This window comes from Staphylococcus sp. AC872 (assembly GCF_979255425.1).
Window position 1 is genome coordinate 81,549 of record NZ_CEEDKW010000004.1, and the last position, 17,337, is coordinate 98,885.

The 17,337-nt window shown below is 30.7% G+C and carries 20 protein-coding genes; 17 read left to right on the forward strand and 3 right to left on the reverse strand.

Features of this window, described 5'->3' with window-relative positions:
- Positions 1 to 20: 20 nt before the first annotated feature.
- Complete coding sequence (locus ACZ267_RS07600) at positions 21 to 410, reverse strand: DUF1398 domain-containing protein (RefSeq protein ID WP_002465992.1); 390 nt, start codon at positions 408 to 410, stop codon at positions 21 to 23.
- Between the two features lie 436 nt (positions 411 to 846).
- Here ACZ267_RS07600 and ACZ267_RS07605 point away from each other — a divergent pair, with 436 nt between their 5' ends.
- The 3 genes from ACZ267_RS07605 (at position 847) to ACZ267_RS07615 (ending at position 3,451) form a co-directional block, all read left to right on the forward strand.
- Positions 847 to 1,464, forward strand: a complete 618-nt coding sequence (locus tag ACZ267_RS07605) for a DUF47 domain-containing protein (RefSeq protein WP_002433514.1) — start codon at positions 847 to 849, stop codon at positions 1,462 to 1,464.
- Positions 1,465 to 1,479: 15 nt separating this feature from the next.
- A complete protein-coding gene (locus ACZ267_RS07610) occupies positions 1,480 to 2,490 on the forward strand; it encodes an inorganic phosphate transporter (RefSeq protein ID WP_002465970.1) in 1,011 nt (336 codons plus the stop codon).
- 109 nt (positions 2,491 to 2,599) lie between these two features.
- Entirely contained in the window at positions 2,600 to 3,451 is an 852-nt protein-coding gene (locus ACZ267_RS07615) for a patatin-like phospholipase family protein (protein WP_463680304.1), read from the forward strand.
- 156 nt (positions 3,452 to 3,607) lie between these two features.
- Here ACZ267_RS07615 and ACZ267_RS07620 read toward each other — a convergent pair whose 3' ends face one another.
- A complete protein-coding gene (locus tag ACZ267_RS07620) occupies positions 3,608 to 4,429 on the reverse strand; it encodes a LysM peptidoglycan-binding domain-containing protein (protein ID WP_015365317.1) in 822 nt (273 codons plus the stop codon).
- Between the two features lie 380 nt (positions 4,430 to 4,809).
- On the opposite strand from ACZ267_RS07620, the gene ACZ267_RS07625 reads away from it, so the two are divergent.
- The 9 genes from ACZ267_RS07625 to ACZ267_RS07665 all read left to right on the forward strand — a co-directional run bounded on the left by ACZ267_RS07625 (position 4,810) and on the right by ACZ267_RS07665 (position 13,349).
- Positions 4,810 to 5,454, forward strand: a complete 645-nt coding sequence (locus ACZ267_RS07625; protein ID WP_002465958.1) for a Bax inhibitor-1/YccA family protein — start codon at positions 4,810 to 4,812, stop codon at positions 5,452 to 5,454.
- A gap of 284 nt (positions 5,455 to 5,738) precedes the next feature.
- Entirely contained in the window at positions 5,739 to 7,922 is a 2,184-nt protein-coding gene (locus ACZ267_RS07630; RefSeq protein ID WP_047210666.1) for a helix-turn-helix domain-containing protein, read from the forward strand.
- A 112-nt stretch (positions 7,923 to 8,034) separates the two neighbouring features.
- A complete protein-coding gene (locus ACZ267_RS07635) occupies positions 8,035 to 8,394 on the forward strand; it encodes a transcriptional regulator, SarA/Rot family (RefSeq protein ID WP_002451005.1) in 360 nt (119 codons plus the stop codon).
- Between the two features lie 190 nt (positions 8,395 to 8,584).
- Positions 8,585 to 9,301, forward strand: coding sequence for a YebC/PmpR family DNA-binding transcriptional regulator (locus tag ACZ267_RS07640; RefSeq protein ID WP_002465997.1), 717 nt, complete (start codon positions 8,585 to 8,587; stop codon positions 9,299 to 9,301).
- Complete coding sequence (locus tag ACZ267_RS07645) at positions 9,301 to 9,780, forward strand: cupin domain-containing protein (RefSeq protein WP_002465994.1); 480 nt, start codon at positions 9,301 to 9,303, stop codon at positions 9,778 to 9,780. Before ACZ267_RS07640 ends, ACZ267_RS07645 begins: the two co-directional genes overlap by 1 nt.
- 282 nt (positions 9,781 to 10,062) lie before the next feature.
- Positions 10,063 to 10,668, forward strand: coding sequence for a ribonuclease FAU-1 family protein (locus tag ACZ267_RS07650; protein WP_015365314.1), 606 nt, complete (start codon positions 10,063 to 10,065; stop codon positions 10,666 to 10,668).
- A gap of 81 nt (positions 10,669 to 10,749) precedes the next feature.
- Positions 10,750 to 11,604, forward strand: coding sequence for a LysR family transcriptional regulator (locus ACZ267_RS07655; RefSeq protein WP_002451001.1), 855 nt, complete (start codon positions 10,750 to 10,752; stop codon positions 11,602 to 11,604).
- Between the two features lie 35 nt (positions 11,605 to 11,639).
- Positions 11,640 to 12,854 carry a sugar efflux transporter gene (locus tag ACZ267_RS07660; protein WP_162832899.1) on the forward strand — a complete coding sequence of 405 codons (1,215 nt, stop codon included), beginning with the start codon at positions 11,640 to 11,642 and terminating at the stop codon, positions 12,852 to 12,854.
- Positions 12,855 to 12,860: 6 nt separating this feature from the next.
- Entirely contained in the window at positions 12,861 to 13,349 is a 489-nt protein-coding gene (locus tag ACZ267_RS07665; protein ID WP_002465956.1) for a DUF456 domain-containing protein, read from the forward strand.
- 138 nt (positions 13,350 to 13,487) lie between these two features.
- Here ACZ267_RS07665 and ACZ267_RS07670 read toward each other — a convergent pair whose 3' ends face one another.
- Entirely contained in the window at positions 13,488 to 14,177 is a 690-nt protein-coding gene (locus tag ACZ267_RS07670) for a DUF1129 family protein (protein WP_002450998.1), read from the reverse strand.
- 286 nt (positions 14,178 to 14,463) lie between these two features.
- Between ACZ267_RS07670 and ACZ267_RS07675 the strand changes: the two genes are divergently transcribed.
- The 5 genes from ACZ267_RS07675 (at position 14,464) to ACZ267_RS07695 (ending at position 17,328) form a co-directional block, all read left to right on the forward strand.
- The gene (locus tag ACZ267_RS07675) at positions 14,464 to 14,907 is read left to right on the forward strand and encodes a GNAT family N-acetyltransferase (protein WP_079449062.1); all 444 of its coding nucleotides are present in this window, start codon (positions 14,464 to 14,466) and stop codon (positions 14,905 to 14,907) included.
- Between the two features lie 69 nt (positions 14,908 to 14,976).
- On the forward strand, positions 14,977 to 15,447 hold the full coding sequence (locus tag ACZ267_RS07680; protein ID WP_002465957.1) for an SA0632 family lipoprotein: 471 nt from the start codon (positions 14,977 to 14,979) through the stop codon (positions 15,445 to 15,447).
- A gap of 167 nt (positions 15,448 to 15,614) precedes the next feature.
- On the forward strand, positions 15,615 to 15,911 hold the full coding sequence (locus tag ACZ267_RS07685; RefSeq protein ID WP_002465973.1) for a hypothetical protein: 297 nt from the start codon (positions 15,615 to 15,617) through the stop codon (positions 15,909 to 15,911).
- 120 nt (positions 15,912 to 16,031) lie between these two features.
- Entirely contained in the window at positions 16,032 to 16,571 is a 540-nt protein-coding gene (locus tag ACZ267_RS07690) for a GNAT family N-acetyltransferase (protein ID WP_002465989.1), read from the forward strand.
- Positions 16,572 to 16,761: 190 nt separating this feature from the next.
- A complete protein-coding gene (locus ACZ267_RS07695; RefSeq protein WP_002465983.1) occupies positions 16,762 to 17,328 on the forward strand; it encodes an NAD-dependent epimerase/dehydratase family protein in 567 nt (188 codons plus the stop codon).
- Positions 17,329 to 17,337 lie beyond the last annotated feature (9 nt).

Sequence of the window (17,337 nt, forward strand, 5' to 3'; positions counted from 1 at the left end):
TAACTATATGATTTGAATGATTATTGCGGGATTTGTTCACTCACAATAGTTTGTTGTTTTAAATCAATATATGAACAAGTACCAGCATTGATATCGATATACCATTTATAGATACCAGCTTGAGCCATTTCTTCACAAAATGTAGGGAAATCAGTCTGCCCTGCTTGATGTCGTTTAAGAATGTCTTTTACCTCATCTGTATTTGAAGTATCCGCGATAGGATGTGATACTTTAACACCTTCAGCGGTAATCGTTTGTTCGTTAGTATTTGTATAAACAGATGTACCATGCTGAATATTCACTTCATTACTGACCATTCCCATGTCTTTAAATGCTTTAAATAGTTTGGGGAAATCAGGACCTGTATATTTTTCATGTGCTTCTTGAATCGATTTTAATGTAAATTCCATAGTTATCTCCTTTAGTATAGTAATGCTAGTATAAAGTGGAACAGGTAAGATAGCAAAATTTATGTTTTATACTTACTACATGGGAAATTGATTGAAAGACATCATTTAAAACGTTAAATTATAAAGTGGATTGGTCATTATACTCCTTTTGTGCATAATAGGAAAGGGTATGTAAATTTTTAATTGCGTATTTGTTAAGAATTTGTAAATTGAATTGTAGTTATGTAAATTTTGTGATATTTTCAAGTAGGAACAAATCGCAATTTATATGAATGCAATCATCATTGCTTATAACTATGATTTACATAATATTTACAAAATGAAAAAGTGAATCTCCTTTTTTCTGAAAATTGTAAATGTGTTTCTTATAATAGGTTTTATGGAGTAAAAATTTATGAATGTGATTGGCAACAATCGCTCAAATGGAGGATTTTGAATGTTTAGTAAGAAAAAAGATAAGTTCATGGTTCAGTTAGAAGAAATGGTTTTTAATCTTGATCGTGCAGCAATTGAGTTCGGTAAAATGGATTTCAATACACACTTAGATTTAAAAGCATATTCTGATAATATCAAAACTTATGAATCTCATGGTGATGAATTAATGCATCAAGTGATTACTGATTTAAATCAGACTTTTATCACACCAATTGAACGTGAAGATATCTTATCTTTATGTAATGCAATTGATGATGTATTAGATGCTATGGAAGAAACGTCAGCAATGTTTGAAATGTATTCTATCGAATATACAGACGAATACATGGCTGAATTTGTTGAAAATATTCAAAAGGCAGTTGCAGAAATGAAACTAGCTGTAGGTTTATTAGTAGATAAAAAATTATCTCACATGCGTATTCACTCAATTAATATTAAAGAGTTTGAAACGAACTGTGACGGTATTTTAAGACAATCTATGAAACATATCTTCAACAGTGAAACAGATCCAATCACATTAATTAAAATAAAAGATATTTATCAAAGCATGGAAGAAATTGCAGATAAATGCCAAACAGTCGCAAATAATTTTGAAACTATAATCATGAAAAATAGCTAAAGGGAGTCCTCACTTATGGAATATATTTTAATCGTCACGATAGCTATAGTTATATTTTCATTAATATTTGACTTTATCAATGGTTTCCATGATACAGCCAATGCTGTAGCTACAGCCGTATCTACGAGAGCATTAACTCCAAGAACAGCCATTTTATTAGCAGCAGTTATGAACTTTATTGGTGCTTTAGCATTTACTGGAGTCGCTGGTACGATAACAAAAGACATTGTAGATCCATTTAAATTACAACATGGATTGGTTGTAGTTTTAGCAGCAATTATCGCTGCGATTGCATGGAACTTAATCACTTGGTTATATGGTATTCCAAGTTCATCATCACATGCTTTAATTGGTTCAATCGCAGGTGCAGCTATTGCTTCAGAAGGATCATTTGGAGTTTTACATTATCAAGGTTTCACTAAAATTATTATCGTATTAATCGTATCTCCAATTGTTGCTTTCTGCGTTGGTTTTATTATGTATTCAATTGTTAAAGTCGTATTTAAAAATGCTAACTTAACACGTGCTAATCGTAACTTTAGATTCCTACAAATCTTCACTGCAGCGTTACAATCATTCTCACATGGTACTAACGATGCGCAAAAATCAATGGGGATCATTACTTTAGCTTTAATCGTTGCTAATATTCAAAATGGTTCAAACGTAGAACCAGCATTATGGGTTAAAATTGCATGTGCTACTGCTATGGGTCTTGGTACAGCAGTCGGTGGTTGGAAAATCATCAAAACTGTTGGTGGTAATATTATGAAAATCAGACCAGCGAATGGTGCTGCAGCTGACTTGTCATCTGCGTTAACTATTTTCGTAGCATCATCATTACATTTCCCACTTTCAACTACACACGTTGTATCTTCATCAATTTTAGGTGTTGGTGCTTCTAACCGTGCGAAAGGTGTTAGATGGAGTACAGCACAACGTATGTTAATTACTTGGGTAATTACATTACCTATTTCAGCAGTATTAGCAGCACTTGTATACTTTATCATGCATTTCTTCTTAAAATAATATATAACATAGCGATTTAAATAGTCAGGTTGAGCGGGTAAGAAACTCGCTCAACCTTTTTTATACATTAAATGTTACAAATTAAGAGAGTATAATAGGGGGAAGAGAAATGAAGAATGAACGCGCACTTGTTTTAGGTGGTGGCGGAATTACAGGCATCGCATGGGAGTCAGGTGTATTAGCAGCACTTATTGAAAATGGCATGAACATAAGTCAAATTGGCAAAATTTTTGGGACTTCTGCAGGAGCCTTTGTTGGCGCAGTATTATCAAATAATCAAGACATGAAAGCATATTACCACTATCTGAATGAAAATAAGGACCCTAATGAGCAGACTAAGCTAAAAAAAGAAGTTTATGAGATGTGGAGACAGGCTTATATTCAGGGTGGAAATAACCAAGAAAATATTGGACGATTACTTGGAGAGATGATCGACCAAGTTCAACCTGTTATTTCAATGAAGGAAAGAAAAAAGGCGATAGCTAAAAGATTAAACGGTTCAAAATGGACGTCGCAATTAGTGATAACGGCTATCAATGCTCGGACTGGACAATTGGAAACGATTAATCAACAAATTGGAATGGATTTGATCGATTCTGTAGCAGCAAGTGGAGCAGTTCCAGGATTATGGCCTCATGTGACGATGAATGGAAAAGAGTATATTGATGGGGGAATGGTTTCATCAACAAATACATGTTTAGCTAAAGATTTTAAGCAAATTTTGATTATCGCCCCGTTAACACAGAAAATAGGGAAATTACCTAATGTGTTTGATGATGAAATAACTTTATCCAACACAAGTGATGTCTATACTATCACTCCAGATGAATTTAGCAAAAGCATAATAGGTGATAATATTTATGATGCGAGTGTTATTATTGAGGTTGGTAATGCTGGATATGAACAAGGAAAGCGTCTCGCTAAGGAAATCAAAGCACTTATGCCAGAATGGTTGTCTTAGTATTAGATTAATTACGATGATAAATAAAAGGGAAAGTTTCATTTAAATAGAGATCATCAGTTAAGATAATAAAAAAACACCAACAAAGTGATGTGCTTTGTTGGTGTTTATATATATTGATGAAAAGTATAATTAATTTTATAGTATCTCACTTTGTTAGTGGATGAATGCGTAACTTGACACTTCAGAAGCTGGAATTGTTCTGTAGTTTGTGTTGTAAGGTCCATTAGTATAGTTCATTTCTGAAATTAAGATACTTCCGTCGCCATTAACACGTTCAACGTATGCAACGTGACCATAAGGACCTGGGACACTTTGCATAATTGCACCTACTTCAGGTGAATGGTCTACTTGGTAACCGTCATTCGCAGCACCAGTAGCCCAATATTTAGCATCTGACCAATATGTGCTAATTGGTTTACCAGCTTGAGCACGACGGTCAAATACGTACCATGTACATTGTCCTTCAGTATATAAATTTTGATGGTTAAATGATGGTGATTGTGTGCTTGTATTACCTTGTGTAGCTGTTGCACCACCAGAACCAGCGCCTGCGCCTGCACCAGAACCGCCGTTAGGAATTTTTAAAGTTTGGTTTGGTGTGATTAAATAACCGTTTAAATTATTTGCTGACATTAACTCGTTAACTGATACACCGTATTTATTTGCAATAATATTTAATGACTCACCTGATTGTACAGTATGTGTTGAAGGTGATCCTGATTGTGAAGAAGTGTTTGAACTTGAGCTTTGAGAAGCACTTCCACCTACTGTAATGACTTGTCCAGGGAATACCATATTATTATCTAGATTATTATTTTGTTTAATACTATCTACTGACGTATTATATTTCTGAGCGATAGTCCATAATGATTCACCTGACTGAACTTTATGTTGAGTAGAAGCTTCGGCATCGTGATGAGAAAGTGCTGCGGCTGCGCCAGAAGCGGCAGTTACTGCAAAGGCTAACTTTTTCAAAGTGACTCCTCCTTAAATTTGCTTTAATATTTTTTATAGAATTATGATTAACGATGTATCATCGCGTTCTCGTTTTTTACTACGCTATCCATACTAACAAAAATATGAGTCTCTGTGTGGTTTGTTATTATCTTGTAATATTGTTAACAATTGGGAATAGAAATATTTCATTTGTAAAAATGCTGATATGACAGTTATGAAGTGGGTTTTCGATTGAAAAATTCAATAAAAAAGTTTTATAAATTGTAACAAAGTGTATAGTATATATAGAAATACCTACTAAGTATATCATTTTTCATTATTATTACTTTTTTTAATTAATATATTATTGTAAAATCGTACCATTAGATTAACAAATCATGAATGAAGGAGCAGAATATATGTCACATGCTGCACAACATACAAATGAAACAAAAGATAAACATCGTTCACATGCTTATGCTAAAGTTTGGCTATTCTTCATGTATTATTGGATTATTTTTGGGATTGGGTGTTATTTTGGTCAATTTTTACCAATGGAATGGAGAAGACCTTTATCTCTTGCATTAATGGTCTTAGTATTAATTACCTTAGTATTTCAACGTGCACGTAAGTATGGCTTAGTTATTTCACATATTTATGCCATTATATTGGGTCTTTTGTCATATGCTATGTTTACTAGCTATTTACAAAATTTAGGACCGGAAGTTTTTTATAAGAATATTATACTAGCCATTGGTGCTTTTATTGCTTTTGGTATTGTAGGATTCTTTTTAATCAACGATGCATCAAGTATGGGAAGATATTTATTCGTTACTTTATTAGCATTAATTATTGCAAGTATTATTGGAATATTTATCCATAACCCTATTTTCCATACTATTATTACAGTCGTAAGCTTATTATTATTCTTGTTATATACGCTTTATGATTTTAATAGGATGAAGCGAGGGCAATTTTCTCCAAGAGAAATGGGCTTTAATCTATTTATCAATCTGTTAAACATCATTAAAGATATACTTCGATTGGCAAATCGATTTAGATAAATAAAATAACGATTGTTAAAATACAAAGATGTTGGCGTGAAATTAACTGTTTGATGTAAAATATTTTCTTAATGTCTTTAACTAAAGCATTAAGAAGTTAACGCCGCATCTTTTTTTATTCAAAATATTTATGTTGTTTTATAACTTAATTTTTTATAGATATATAAACAAGTATATTTTTTTGGTACGTGTTATAATTGCGTTAAATTATTTCAAGTATGCATTTAGAATGATGATTATGTTTAGAAGCTATATTGGGTTTATTAGAAAAGAGAGGGAGAAATATGCCGAATTCGTATTTGCGTATACTATCTAATGTTGAATATCCAACAACTAGGTGCCAAGATGGTATCATCTTATTTTGGCCATTAGAGAGTGATATGCATGTTCAAAAATTTCGTAAACAAATGACGATTAATAACGACATCTATATCATCAACAATGCTGATGTATTTAGTGTAGACACAAAAGGTAGAATGATCATGCTATATCTAACAAGTGATTGGTTTACTGAGCAAGGTTTTTCATTTTTTGAATTCCAATATACATCCAATCTGATTAAATCTTCTAATCTACTTAAAGACTTGATTTTACAGTTAGCACTTAAAAGAATTAACCACGATAATCAAGAAATGCTAGATCAACTTACAAGGGAAATTGTTCAAATCATTGGTACAGAAGCAGTTGTAGATAAAGATATTGCAGTTAATCAATATAACTATACATATTACAATGATTTAAAAGAGGAATTAGAATATATCGATAATCATATTGAAACGAGATTGACGTTGAAAGATATATCAACAGATCTTTTTATATCAAAATCAAATATTTCTTCCCAATTCCATCAATTAATAGGTATGGGCTTTAAGAGATATGTAGATACTTTAAAAATTAATAAATCAATAGAAATGCTTCTAACAACTAATGACACAATTAGTCATATTAGTGACGCATTAGGTTTTAGTAATATGTCTACATTTTCTAAAATGTTTAAAGGCTATTTGGGTGTGACGCCCAATGATTATCGTAAATTGTCTAAATATGATAAGAATGTGATGTTTAAAGTAAATATTGAAGCTGATGAAGATATTGAAGCTTTCAAAACTTATGTTGAAAATTTAGTAGAACAACATAATATTGAAAAATACGAAGATATTCAACTAGATGTTGGAACGGCTAATAAAGTTAAGCCGTTTCATAGCATTATTCAAATCCAGACAATAGAAGAAATTCGATATCTATTTTTATATGATAAGTTTGAAAAATATGACTTTTCTCGTACTGATGTTATTTTCTATATTGTGCCAACACTCACAGAAATTTGTGATGTCATGACTTATGACGACAAACGAAAAATTGCAGAGGTTATTATAGAAAGAGGTTTAAGGGTTGCTTTTAATATTGATAATTATAGAGTTATTGATCATTTAGGAATTTGCTTTAATGATGCAGTGTTAAAATTGAAAAATGCTATGAAGTCAATTCCTCATCAATATGAAGTGATTTCGGTATTCAGTTTAGATGAAAAGGAAATACGTGAAGTTTATAGAGATATTATTAAGTTTCAAGATTTGCATATTAATCATGTTATCGGTTTAGATATAACATGTTTGTTAGATGATCCTGTACTATTAAAATCTATAGAATCACAAATTAAGCGATTGAAATTCGAATATTTATTTATAGATAATGCCAAATTAAAAACATCCTATTTAATAGATGAAAATGAGCATTTATTATTAAAAAATGAGATTCAATTAAAGAATTTAAAAGCAATATTGAATGAAATTGACTTTGTAAAAGAGAAGATGATTTTACTAAATGTAGAAAACCATCAACTCATCAATGATAAAGATAATGATTTGAGCAATAGTGCACCCCTTATCATTGAAACGATATCCGCTTTAAGAGAAACGTTTGCCGGATTAGGTTTTAATTTATATGATCATACACAGCTTTTTAATACATTACACTTATTTGATAAGAACGGTTTTAAAACAACATTCGGCTTAATATTTAATGAGTTAACTTGGTTATTTAATCAAGAATATGTTGATGCAAGTTACTACAAAAAAGTAGAACTGGAAGACAGGTACGTATTATGTTTATTTGATTGGAGAATTATTGAAAACGAAGCTACAAATGAGAACTATGAAGATAGTCATGTGTATGTAAGTTTTGATCAAACGCCTCCCAATAAGAGCTACTTTATTTTTATAGGAAAAATAAATAGTTATAGTGGAAACCTAAATCATTTAATAGCCAAAGATTTAAGAAATAAATATGACTGGACAAGTGAATTTCTAGATACTATAGATTATTACTTTAAACCTATGGTAGAAGTGATTGAACATGATTTTACAGAAAAATCGCTAGACATTAATCTCAGTTATAATTCCTTTTATATGATTACTATATTTAAAAATGAATCTAAAATCAAAAGAGCGTGGCACAACTCAATTTAAATTTATCGGTAATTTTGACAATAGATTAAAAACAAACAGGAAAGACAAATTTTCAGATATTTAGGATAATTTTATTATACGTTGTCTGTTTATATTTGGGGGTGCAAGTCTTTTGAATAAAGAGAAGTTAGATAAGTTATTAGAATTTTACAAACAATATAAAGCATTATCTGAATATATAGATCAAAAATATAAGTTAACATTAAATGATTTAGCTGTTTTAGACTTGGCAGAAAAGAATTGTCAAGAAGAACAAATGTTAATGCAAACATTTTTAAAAATTGCTATTTCAGAATTAGAATTGAGCAGAACTAAATTATTAGTTTCTATTCGTAGACTGATTGAAAAAGATAAATTAAGTAAAGTAAGATCTAAAGAAGACGAAAGAAAAATTTATCTATATATGAATCAAGACAACATGAAAGAATTTAATGCTTTATTCAATGATGTTGAAGAATATTTAAATATTTAAATATCTACATATAAGTTAGTTCCTAATTTTAGGAGCTAATTTTTTTATGTTTAATGATATATCATCTAACTGTATACTATAGTGAGTTCAAACGTTATCAAAGAGATAGGTTACTAGTGGTATATAATCGATGCAAAATCATGTATAATATAGAATGTTAATTATAGAGAATGAAAGCGAGATGACCATAATGGGACGTAAGTGGAATAATATTAAAGAGAAAAAGGCTCAAAAAGATAAAAATACAAGTAGAATTTATGCTAAATTTGGTAAAGAAATATACGTAGCAGCAAAATCAGGTGAACCGAATCCTGAATCTAACCAAGCCTTACGATTAGTATTAGAACGTGCAAAAACATATTCCGTACCAAACCATATTATTGATAAAGCAATCGATAAAGCTAAAGGTGCTGGAGAAGAAAACTATGACCACTTAAGATATGAAGGTTTTGGTCCTAGTGGTTCAATGTTAATCGTTGATGCACTTACAAATAATGTGAATAGAACAGCGTCTGATGTTCGTGCGGCTTTCGGTAAAAATGGTGGTAACATGGGCGTTTCAGGTTCAGTTGCTTACATGTTTGATCATACGGCTACGTTTGGTATTGAAGGTAAGTCTGCTGATGATGTATTAGAAGAGTTGATGGAACAAGATGTAGATGTTAGAGATGTGATTGATGCTGAAGGTTTAACAATTGTTTATGCAGAGCCAGATCAATTTGCACAAGTTCAAGATGCACTAAGACAAGCAGGCGTTGAAGACTTCAAAGTAGCAGAGTTTGAAATGTTACCTCAAACAGATATTGAGTTATCACCTGAAGATCAAGAGACTTTTGAAAAATTAGTAGATGCATTAGAAGATCTTGAAGATGTTCAAAATGTATTCCATAATGTGGATTTAAAATAATGACTAACGCACAATATTGGATTGATCAACTACAAATGACACCTCATCCAGAAGGTGGGTATTTTAAGGAAAGTATACGTCAAGGCTCTTCGAATTCAATAAGAGCTGCATTCAGTAGTATATATTTTCTATTAACACCAAATGATATTTCACATTTTCATCGAATTGATGCTGACGAAGTGTGGTACTATCATGCTGGCCAATCTTTAACTATTCATATGATTATGCCTGATGGTAAATACGAAGCGGTACAATTAGGTACTAATATTGAAGCGGGAGAAGTTTTGCAGTATGTTGTACCTAAAGATACTATTTTTGCATCTTCTTTTGAACATAATGAAGGGTTCTGTTTAGTAGGTTGTATGTGTCAACCTGCGTTTGAATATAAGCATTTTGAATTATTTAAAGCACATGAATTATTAGCATTATATCCAGAACATCAAACAGTTATAGATAAATATGCCCTAAAAGATAAATAGCTGATTTTTGGCATACCTATGAGAGCAACTTACCTCGTAGGTATGCTTTTTTATGTTAATGTTTAACTGAGTTTTAATATATATTGTAGTGTCTATTAATGTTTTAAAATGATTAGAATTTAAATTAAATAAATTCATAGTAATTTAGTCGTTTTAAAGTAAAATGTCTTGATATGTAGTAGAATATAGATAAATCCATTTTACGACAATATATAACTAGGTTCGGCATATGATGACATTACAGAACCATTTTTATATAATGAGAACAAGGAGTTGGTGACTGTGAAAGTAAAATATATAGACAAACGTCACTGGCGTCGCCTGATTGAAAGAGAATATACAGAGGTTAAAGTTAATAATAATAGATTTAAAGGTATTATAGGCTTGGTCACGATGAAGAAAGTACGTGAACCTTTAGAGGTGACGGTAGTTGGTCAAAATATTATAGTCGCAGATGATAATTATAAATGGTTACAAATATTACCTGAAAAAAAGAGATATAGTTTGACCGTTATGTTTGATGATAAGGGGAATCCACTAGAATATTATTTTGATATTAATATTAAAAATATCACTCAAAAAGGGAATGCACGTACTTTAGATTTATGTTTAGACGTTTTAGTATTGCCCGACGGATCGTATGAATTAGTTGATGAAGATGATTTGTTATTCGCATTACAAAATGGGCAAATTAGCCAAAAGCAATATCACGAGGCATATATTATTGCGCATCAGTTAATGATTGAAATTGTAGAAAATTTTGATGATATACAGAGCAAAGTGATGAAATGTTATCATAAAATCAATCAAAAATATAAGAAAAATAAACACAATCATCCATTTAAAAGTAAAAAAGTGCATCGAGTAAAATCGTCTGATAAAAAATAATGCATATGACACTTGTATAAAAAATAGAAATGACAATATATAGAAGCATTTAAAAGAAACGTTACATTCTAGGGGGACACTATGAAAATAGATGATTATCGTTTATTAATTACATTAGACGAAACGAAAACATTAAGAAAGGCAGCAGAAATATTATATATTTCGCAACCAGCTGTCACACAACGGTTAAAAGCTATTGAAAGTGCTTTTGGAGTAGATGTTTTTATAAGAACGAAAAAGCAACTTATCACAACAACTGAAGGTGCAATGATTATCGAACATGCACGTGATATGTTGAAAAGAGAGCGTTTGTTTTTTGATAAAATGCAGGCACATATAGGGGAGGTCAATGGAACAATCTCTATTGGTTGTTCTTCTTTGATAGGCCAAACACTACTACCTGAAGTATTAAGTTTATATAATACTCAATTTCCTAATGTTGAAATTCAAGTACAAGTAGGTTCTACAGAACAGATTAAGGCAAATCATAGAGATTATCATGTCATGATTACTAGAGGAAATAAGGTCATGAATTTATCTAACACGCATTTGTTTAATGACGATCACTATTTTATCTATCCTAAAGATAGACGTGATGAAGTTACAAAACTACCATTTATTGAATTCCAAGCTGATCCCATTTATATTAATCAAATTAAGCAATGGTATAACGATAATTTAGAACAAGATTATCATGCGACGATAACTGTTGACCAAGTTGCTACATGTAAAGAAATGTTAATTAGTGGTGTAGGGGTAACGATTTTACCTGAAATTATGATGAAAAACATAGATAAGAATATGTTTGAATTTGAAAAAGTGACTATAGATAATGATCCACTTATTCGTTCAACTTATATGAGCTATGATCAAAGTATGTTACAACTACCTCAAGTAGACTCATTTGTTAATTTAATGTTGAATTTTATTCGTTAGATACAGTAAACAGATTCGCTTAATGAATAGAGGTTATTCTTATGTTTAAAGAATTGTTATATATCAAAAATTACAAGTTATTTGTTGTGAATATGTTGCTATTAGGTATGGGTATTGCAGTAACGGTACCCTACCTTGTTTTATTTGCAACGAAAGATTTAGGCATGACGACGAAACAATATGGCCTATTATTAGCTTTAGCAGCTATCAGTCAATTCACAGTTAATTCAATTATTGCTAGGTTTTCTGATACACATAATATTAATAGAAAATTTTTAATTATAACGGCGCTGTTTATGGGTGCGATTAGTTTTTCTATTTATTTTTTTGTGAAAGACATTTTATTATTTATTATCCTTTACGCCCTTTTTCAAGGATTGTTTGCGCCTGCAATGCCTCAACTTTATGCATCCGCTAGAGAATCGATTAATGTTTCAAGCTCTCGTGAAAATGCCAAATTTGCCAATACAGTTTTAAGATCAATGTTCTCGCTAGGTTTTTTATTTGGGCCATTTATCGGTTCGCAATTGATTGAACTGAATGGTTATTCGGGATTATTTGGTGGAACGGTTTCAATTATTTTATTTACTCTGATATTACAAGTCTTCTTCTATCAAAATTTAAATGTGAAGCAACCCATTTCACAACAACAACATGTTGAAAAGGTAGCGCCTAATATGTTTAAGGATAAGACGTTACTTATTCCATTTTTAGCGTTTATCTTATTACATATTGGACAATGGATGTACACAATGAATATGCCATTATTTGTTACAGATTATCTTCATGAAAAGGAAGGCCATGTAGGCTATTTAGCAAGTTTATGTGCTGGATTAGAAGTACCATTCATGGTGATTTTAGGTATCTTATCTAGGAAATTACCAACACGAACTTTACTTATCTACGGTGGTATATTTGGCGGGGCATTTTACTTTAGTATTAGCTTATTTAAAAATTTCTATATGATGTTACTCGGTCAATTATTTTTAGCCTTTTTCTTAGCAATATTATTAGGGATAGGTATTAGTTATTTCCAAGATATATTACCTGATTTCCCGGGTTATGCATCAACATTATTTGCCAATGCAATGGTAATTGGTCAACTATGTGGTAATTTATTAGGTGGAATGATGAGTGGATGGGTTGGTTTGGAAAATGTATTCTATGTTTCAGCTGGCTCATTGTTTTTAGGAATTATATTAATTTTCTTAACCAAAGATCAAAAAATTACAAAATTAGATGTGGAGTAGTTTAAAATGACAGTGATATTATGGTGTTTAATTATAATAATGTTCATATTAGCATTTGTAGGATTAGTTAAGCCTGTAATTCCTTCCGTTTTAGTGATGTGGGTAGGATTTTTAATCTATCAATTTGGATTTCACAATGGGAAATTATCTTGGATATTCTATTTATCAATGATTGTTTTAACCATATTAATCTTTTTAGCTGATTTTCTAATGAATAAATATTTCGTAGGGAAATATGGTGGTTCTAAATTCGGAGAGTATGGTGCTATTATTGGTGTGATTATAGGTTGTTTTGTATTACCTCCATTTGGAATTGTCGTAATACCTTTCATACTTGTGCTTGTTATCGAATTAATACAAGGTTATGATTTTAAACGAGCTATTAAAGTGGGGTGTGCTTCTATAGTCGCATTTTTAGCAAGCACGATTGCACAAGCTATCATTATGATTATTATGGTTATTTGGTTTATGCTGGACATCTTTTTATTTAATTAGATACGAATAGGAAATTGAAAAAGCCCTAAATGAATGTTGAACTTCATTTAGGGCTTTACTTATGCGCTTGATAAATCAAGCTGTTATAAGGTTGTATAAACATTTTGAGTAGCATACAATGCGAGATGATTTGAATTTTTACATGATTGTATTTGCATCTTTATTGAAATAATGATGATCAATATAAAATGAAATCGGAGTAATAATGATAGAAATTATAATAAATGACCAATTACTTACATTAATATATGGTCCGAATGCTAGAAAAGATTGCGGTATGAAAAAGACGTAAAACAACGCAACGATTAACAGTGCAATCACTGCATAGGTTAAGAGCCAGACCCAATTTGAATTGTTAAAACACTGCAATTGAATCGTTTTAAATATCATCCAAATAAACAAGAAGATAATAAATAAGCCAATAATGACAGTGATTGGAAATGTGTATAGGTAAAGATAGTTACTATCTCCACCAATAAAGAATCCGATAAATCCTTTTAAAAAACAAAAGATGCCTATTAATAATACAAAATGTTGATAGATATATTTAAATATATTTTTTACTGTTTCGTTTGGCAGCTCTTTTAATTGTTTTTTAGCGTGCATTTTAGGATTGTGGTTAAAGAATTCCATTGCCAACATACCTTTATCTTCAGCACTAATTAAATGCTTTAATATTCGATTCAACATAACTTCTGAATCATGTGGATTCACACTTAAATCAGAGCGAATATAGGTCATATAATTTTCAAATATTTCTCTATCTGTATTATTTAAACGTAGTGATTTTACATTATTTTCTTTAGCTAATTGGGCAGTAGACTTCATGAGTGCTTAAGCGCTCCTTTAAAATAGTTTAAGTAGTATGAAAAGTGAGATATATCTCTCATTGATGTGAGAAATGTACTACCTTGTTTTTAGACATCGAATATAAATAGTGTACACATTTTAACCATAGTTTAGCTATACACTAAGGAAATTGTGTGTCATTGTTAGTCAGTTATTACCAATATAGGTGTTAATTCACAGAGATGCAAGGGTATGTCAATATTATATTACGCTTAATCATACCATAGAAATTGGTTAATTATCATATCAAGTGTAGGAGTTAAATATGAGAAAGTTAACATTAAATCATCAAACAACGATTAATGAGGTAGCAACCATACATGAACATTTATTGGAAAATCAAGAAGTCAATTACAAAGCAACTCAGACATCTATCGCATTAAGATATGAAATGATTAATGCAAGATTGCGTCACACAAATGATACTATATTACTTCTAGAGCATAATCAGGAGATAAAAGGTTTTATCTGGGGACATTATGAGTTACAAACTAAAACTGTAATCATTGAATTATTATATGTATATCCAGATTATCGTCATCAAGGACTCGCCAAACAACTCAAAATGGCGATAGAACAATGGGCTAAAGACATAGGGGCAGTATCGATTCAGAGTACAATTCATATCAAAAATGAAGCAATGCTTAATTTGAATCGTCAGTTAGGTTATGATGATACGCATATTAGGATGCGAAAAGATTTAATGTAGAAAAATGAATAATTTATTATTTCATGATAAAATGAATTATATTTATAACTGTTTTTAAAGGAGTTTAACATGAAAAAGTGGATTATATTGTTTTTATCTGCAACATTGATGTTGTCTGCATGTGGTAAAAGTGAGGAAAAAGCTTCTTTAGAAAAGAGTGTAGACAAACTAGAAAAAGAAAATAAATCATTGAAAGCACAAAAGAAAAAGTTAACTAAACAAAAAGATGATTTAAAAGACCAACAAGATAAATTACAAAAAGAGGTAGATAGCACTGCCTCAAGTGAAGCAAGTAGTACTGATTCAAATGACAAAGATAGTGAAAAGCAAAGTAATGAAGACAAGTCATCATCTAAATCAAGTTTACAACAGAACGATCAACAATCAACTGAAGAAAAAGATGCAAGTAAACAAACTCAAAACCAGTCTTCCACGACAACTCAGTCTAAGAATAACCCAAATCAAACATCTCAACAGAATAGCAATAATAAGGCTAGTACAAATCAATCTAACCAAAAGCAATCCTCTTCAACACAATAGAATATGATATGATGGGATTACTATCATATAATTGGCAATATAATCAGGTTTGATTGATAAAAATTTAGGGTATTTTAGTTGATAAATGTATATACTATAGAACAAACCAATGTCATAAATATAACATTTGTCATTTAGAACAATGATGTAAAGAGGAGAGAAGCGCCATGCATGAACAAGATTTTAGTATTTTAGAAGGTAAAGCATTAACATTACCTGAATTAGGTAGAGAACTAGAAAATATTACAGGTAGACAGTTAATTGATTCTACAGGTGAAATTAAACGCGTGATTGCACACTTACCAAACTTTGAATCTGATACAGATACATTTGTAGCAACTTATCGTTTAAATCATCAAAATGATTTTATTGATGCAACATTTACTGCACCTAAAAATCAACGCGATCATTTAAAAGAAATCCCTGTGAATATTGAATTAATTAGTTATATCACTAAAAGTTAATATTTAAAATAAACTATCTAATATAATAGCGCGATATGAATCATAAACGTTTCATAGCGCGTTAATTTTATATTAAAATAAATGTGAAGATGTATTTATGGAGTAATGGAGTGTTAAAAAATGGTTGTTTATATTGAGACGGAGCGTTTAAAGCTACGAGATTGGGAAGAAAGTGATTTACTACCTTTTCAAAAGATGAATGCCAATCCACAGGTACGAAGATATTTTCCAAGTTTACTAAGTTATCGTCGTTCAGAACTTGATTTGAAGAAAATGGATCAAATTATTAAAGATTACGGTATAGGTTTATTTTCAGTGGAACTTAAAGAAACAAATGAGTGGCTTGGATTTATAGGATTAAATTACATTCCAGAGGATAGCGAGTATCCATTTAAAGAACTACCACTATATGAAATAGGTTGGCGCCTGATTCCTGAAGTTTGGGGAAATGGTATTGCGACAGAAGGTGCCGAAGCGGTGCTCCGATTTGCTAAAGAAAAAGGTATATCTAAAGTTTATAGTTTTACTGCTGAAACTAATTTACCATCAAGAAAAGTAATGGAAAAAATAGGGATGACATTCTTAGACCATTTTGAATTCCCAAATCTAAGTAAATATCATCCTTTGAAAAGACATGTGAGATATGAGATTGATTTATAAAATATAAAACAAAACGTCAAGAAGTAGAATGGTTAAATATATGACTGCCATTCTACTTCTTGGCGTTTTTCAGTTGGAAAAATGTGAAATTTTGCATTAACTTAAGCAAAGGTATTGCAATTATTCTTCTATAGATATAAAATATCCATAGATATTAAAATTCTACGAAAAAAGAAAGAAGGATAAAGTGATGAAAGCAATTATTTTAGGTGGTAATGGATTAGTTGGTAGAGAACTCACAAGACAATGGTTAAAAAGAGATCAAGACATAGAAATATATGTTGTATCAAGAAGTGGAAATAATGTTATTTCTCATAAAAATGTGCATAATATTAAAGGTGATATACAACATGTTGAACAAATTAAATCACAGTTACCTAATCAAGTTGACTATGTAGTTGATTTGATTGGTGGACCAGAAAAAGATGAACAAAAATTAAAAGCGTTGAACTTAGTACCAGCAGAAGTAACAATAAAACTTGCCGATGATCTACACGCTGAGCATATTGGTTTTTTAGGAGCATCATTAGGTCCTAAAGATTTCATTAATATTAAAAAAGATATTATCTCAAAATTAAAAGCAACCAATAAAAAGGTTAGTGTCGTAAGTCCTACAATTATTTATGGAGACGAAAGACAGGATACACTTGGTAAATTAATACCGTTATTTAAAGTTTTAGGTAAAGTATCTAAAAATATGAAACCTGTACATGTGACTGATGTAGCGCTAGCATTGTTAAAACAACTTATGAAATAGGAGGAATCA

Excerpts from the sequence above, each read along its gene's own strand:
- ACZ267_RS07600 (WP_002465992.1), bottom strand. The coding sequence starts at position 410 with ATGGAATTTACATTAAAATCGATTCAAGAAGCACATGAAAAATATACA.
- ACZ267_RS07605 (WP_002433514.1), top strand. The coding sequence starts at position 847 with ATGTTTAGTAAGAAAAAAGATAAGTTCATGGTTCAGTTAGAAGAAATG.
- ACZ267_RS07610 (WP_002465970.1), top strand. The coding sequence starts at position 1,480 with ATGGAATATATTTTAATCGTCACGATAGCTATAGTTATATTTTCATTA.
- ACZ267_RS07615 (WP_463680304.1), top strand. The coding sequence starts at position 2,600 with ATGAAGAATGAACGCGCACTTGTTTTAGGTGGTGGCGGAATTACAGGC.
- ACZ267_RS07625 (WP_002465958.1), top strand. The coding sequence starts at position 4,810 with ATGTCACATGCTGCACAACATACAAATGAAACAAAAGATAAACATCGT.
- ACZ267_RS07630 (WP_047210666.1), top strand. The coding sequence starts at position 5,739 with ATGCCGAATTCGTATTTGCGTATACTATCTAATGTTGAATATCCAACA.
- ACZ267_RS07640 (WP_002465997.1), top strand. The coding sequence starts at position 8,585 with ATGGGACGTAAGTGGAATAATATTAAAGAGAAAAAGGCTCAAAAAGAT.
- ACZ267_RS07645 (WP_002465994.1), top strand. The coding sequence starts at position 9,301 with ATGACTAACGCACAATATTGGATTGATCAACTACAAATGACACCTCAT.
- ACZ267_RS07655 (WP_002451001.1), top strand. The coding sequence starts at position 10,750 with ATGAAAATAGATGATTATCGTTTATTAATTACATTAGACGAAACGAAA.
- ACZ267_RS07665 (WP_002465956.1), top strand. The coding sequence starts at position 12,861 with ATGACAGTGATATTATGGTGTTTAATTATAATAATGTTCATATTAGCA.
- ACZ267_RS07670 (WP_002450998.1), bottom strand. The coding sequence starts at position 14,177 with ATGAAGTCTACTGCCCAATTAGCTAAAGAAAATAATGTAAAATCACTA.
- ACZ267_RS07675 (WP_079449062.1), top strand. The coding sequence starts at position 14,464 with ATGAGAAAGTTAACATTAAATCATCAAACAACGATTAATGAGGTAGCA.
- ACZ267_RS07680 (WP_002465957.1), top strand. The coding sequence starts at position 14,977 with ATGAAAAAGTGGATTATATTGTTTTTATCTGCAACATTGATGTTGTCT.
- ACZ267_RS07685 (WP_002465973.1), top strand. The coding sequence starts at position 15,615 with ATGCATGAACAAGATTTTAGTATTTTAGAAGGTAAAGCATTAACATTA.
- ACZ267_RS07690 (WP_002465989.1), top strand. The coding sequence starts at position 16,032 with ATGGTTGTTTATATTGAGACGGAGCGTTTAAAGCTACGAGATTGGGAA.
- ACZ267_RS07695 (WP_002465983.1), top strand. The coding sequence starts at position 16,762 with ATGAAAGCAATTATTTTAGGTGGTAATGGATTAGTTGGTAGAGAACTC.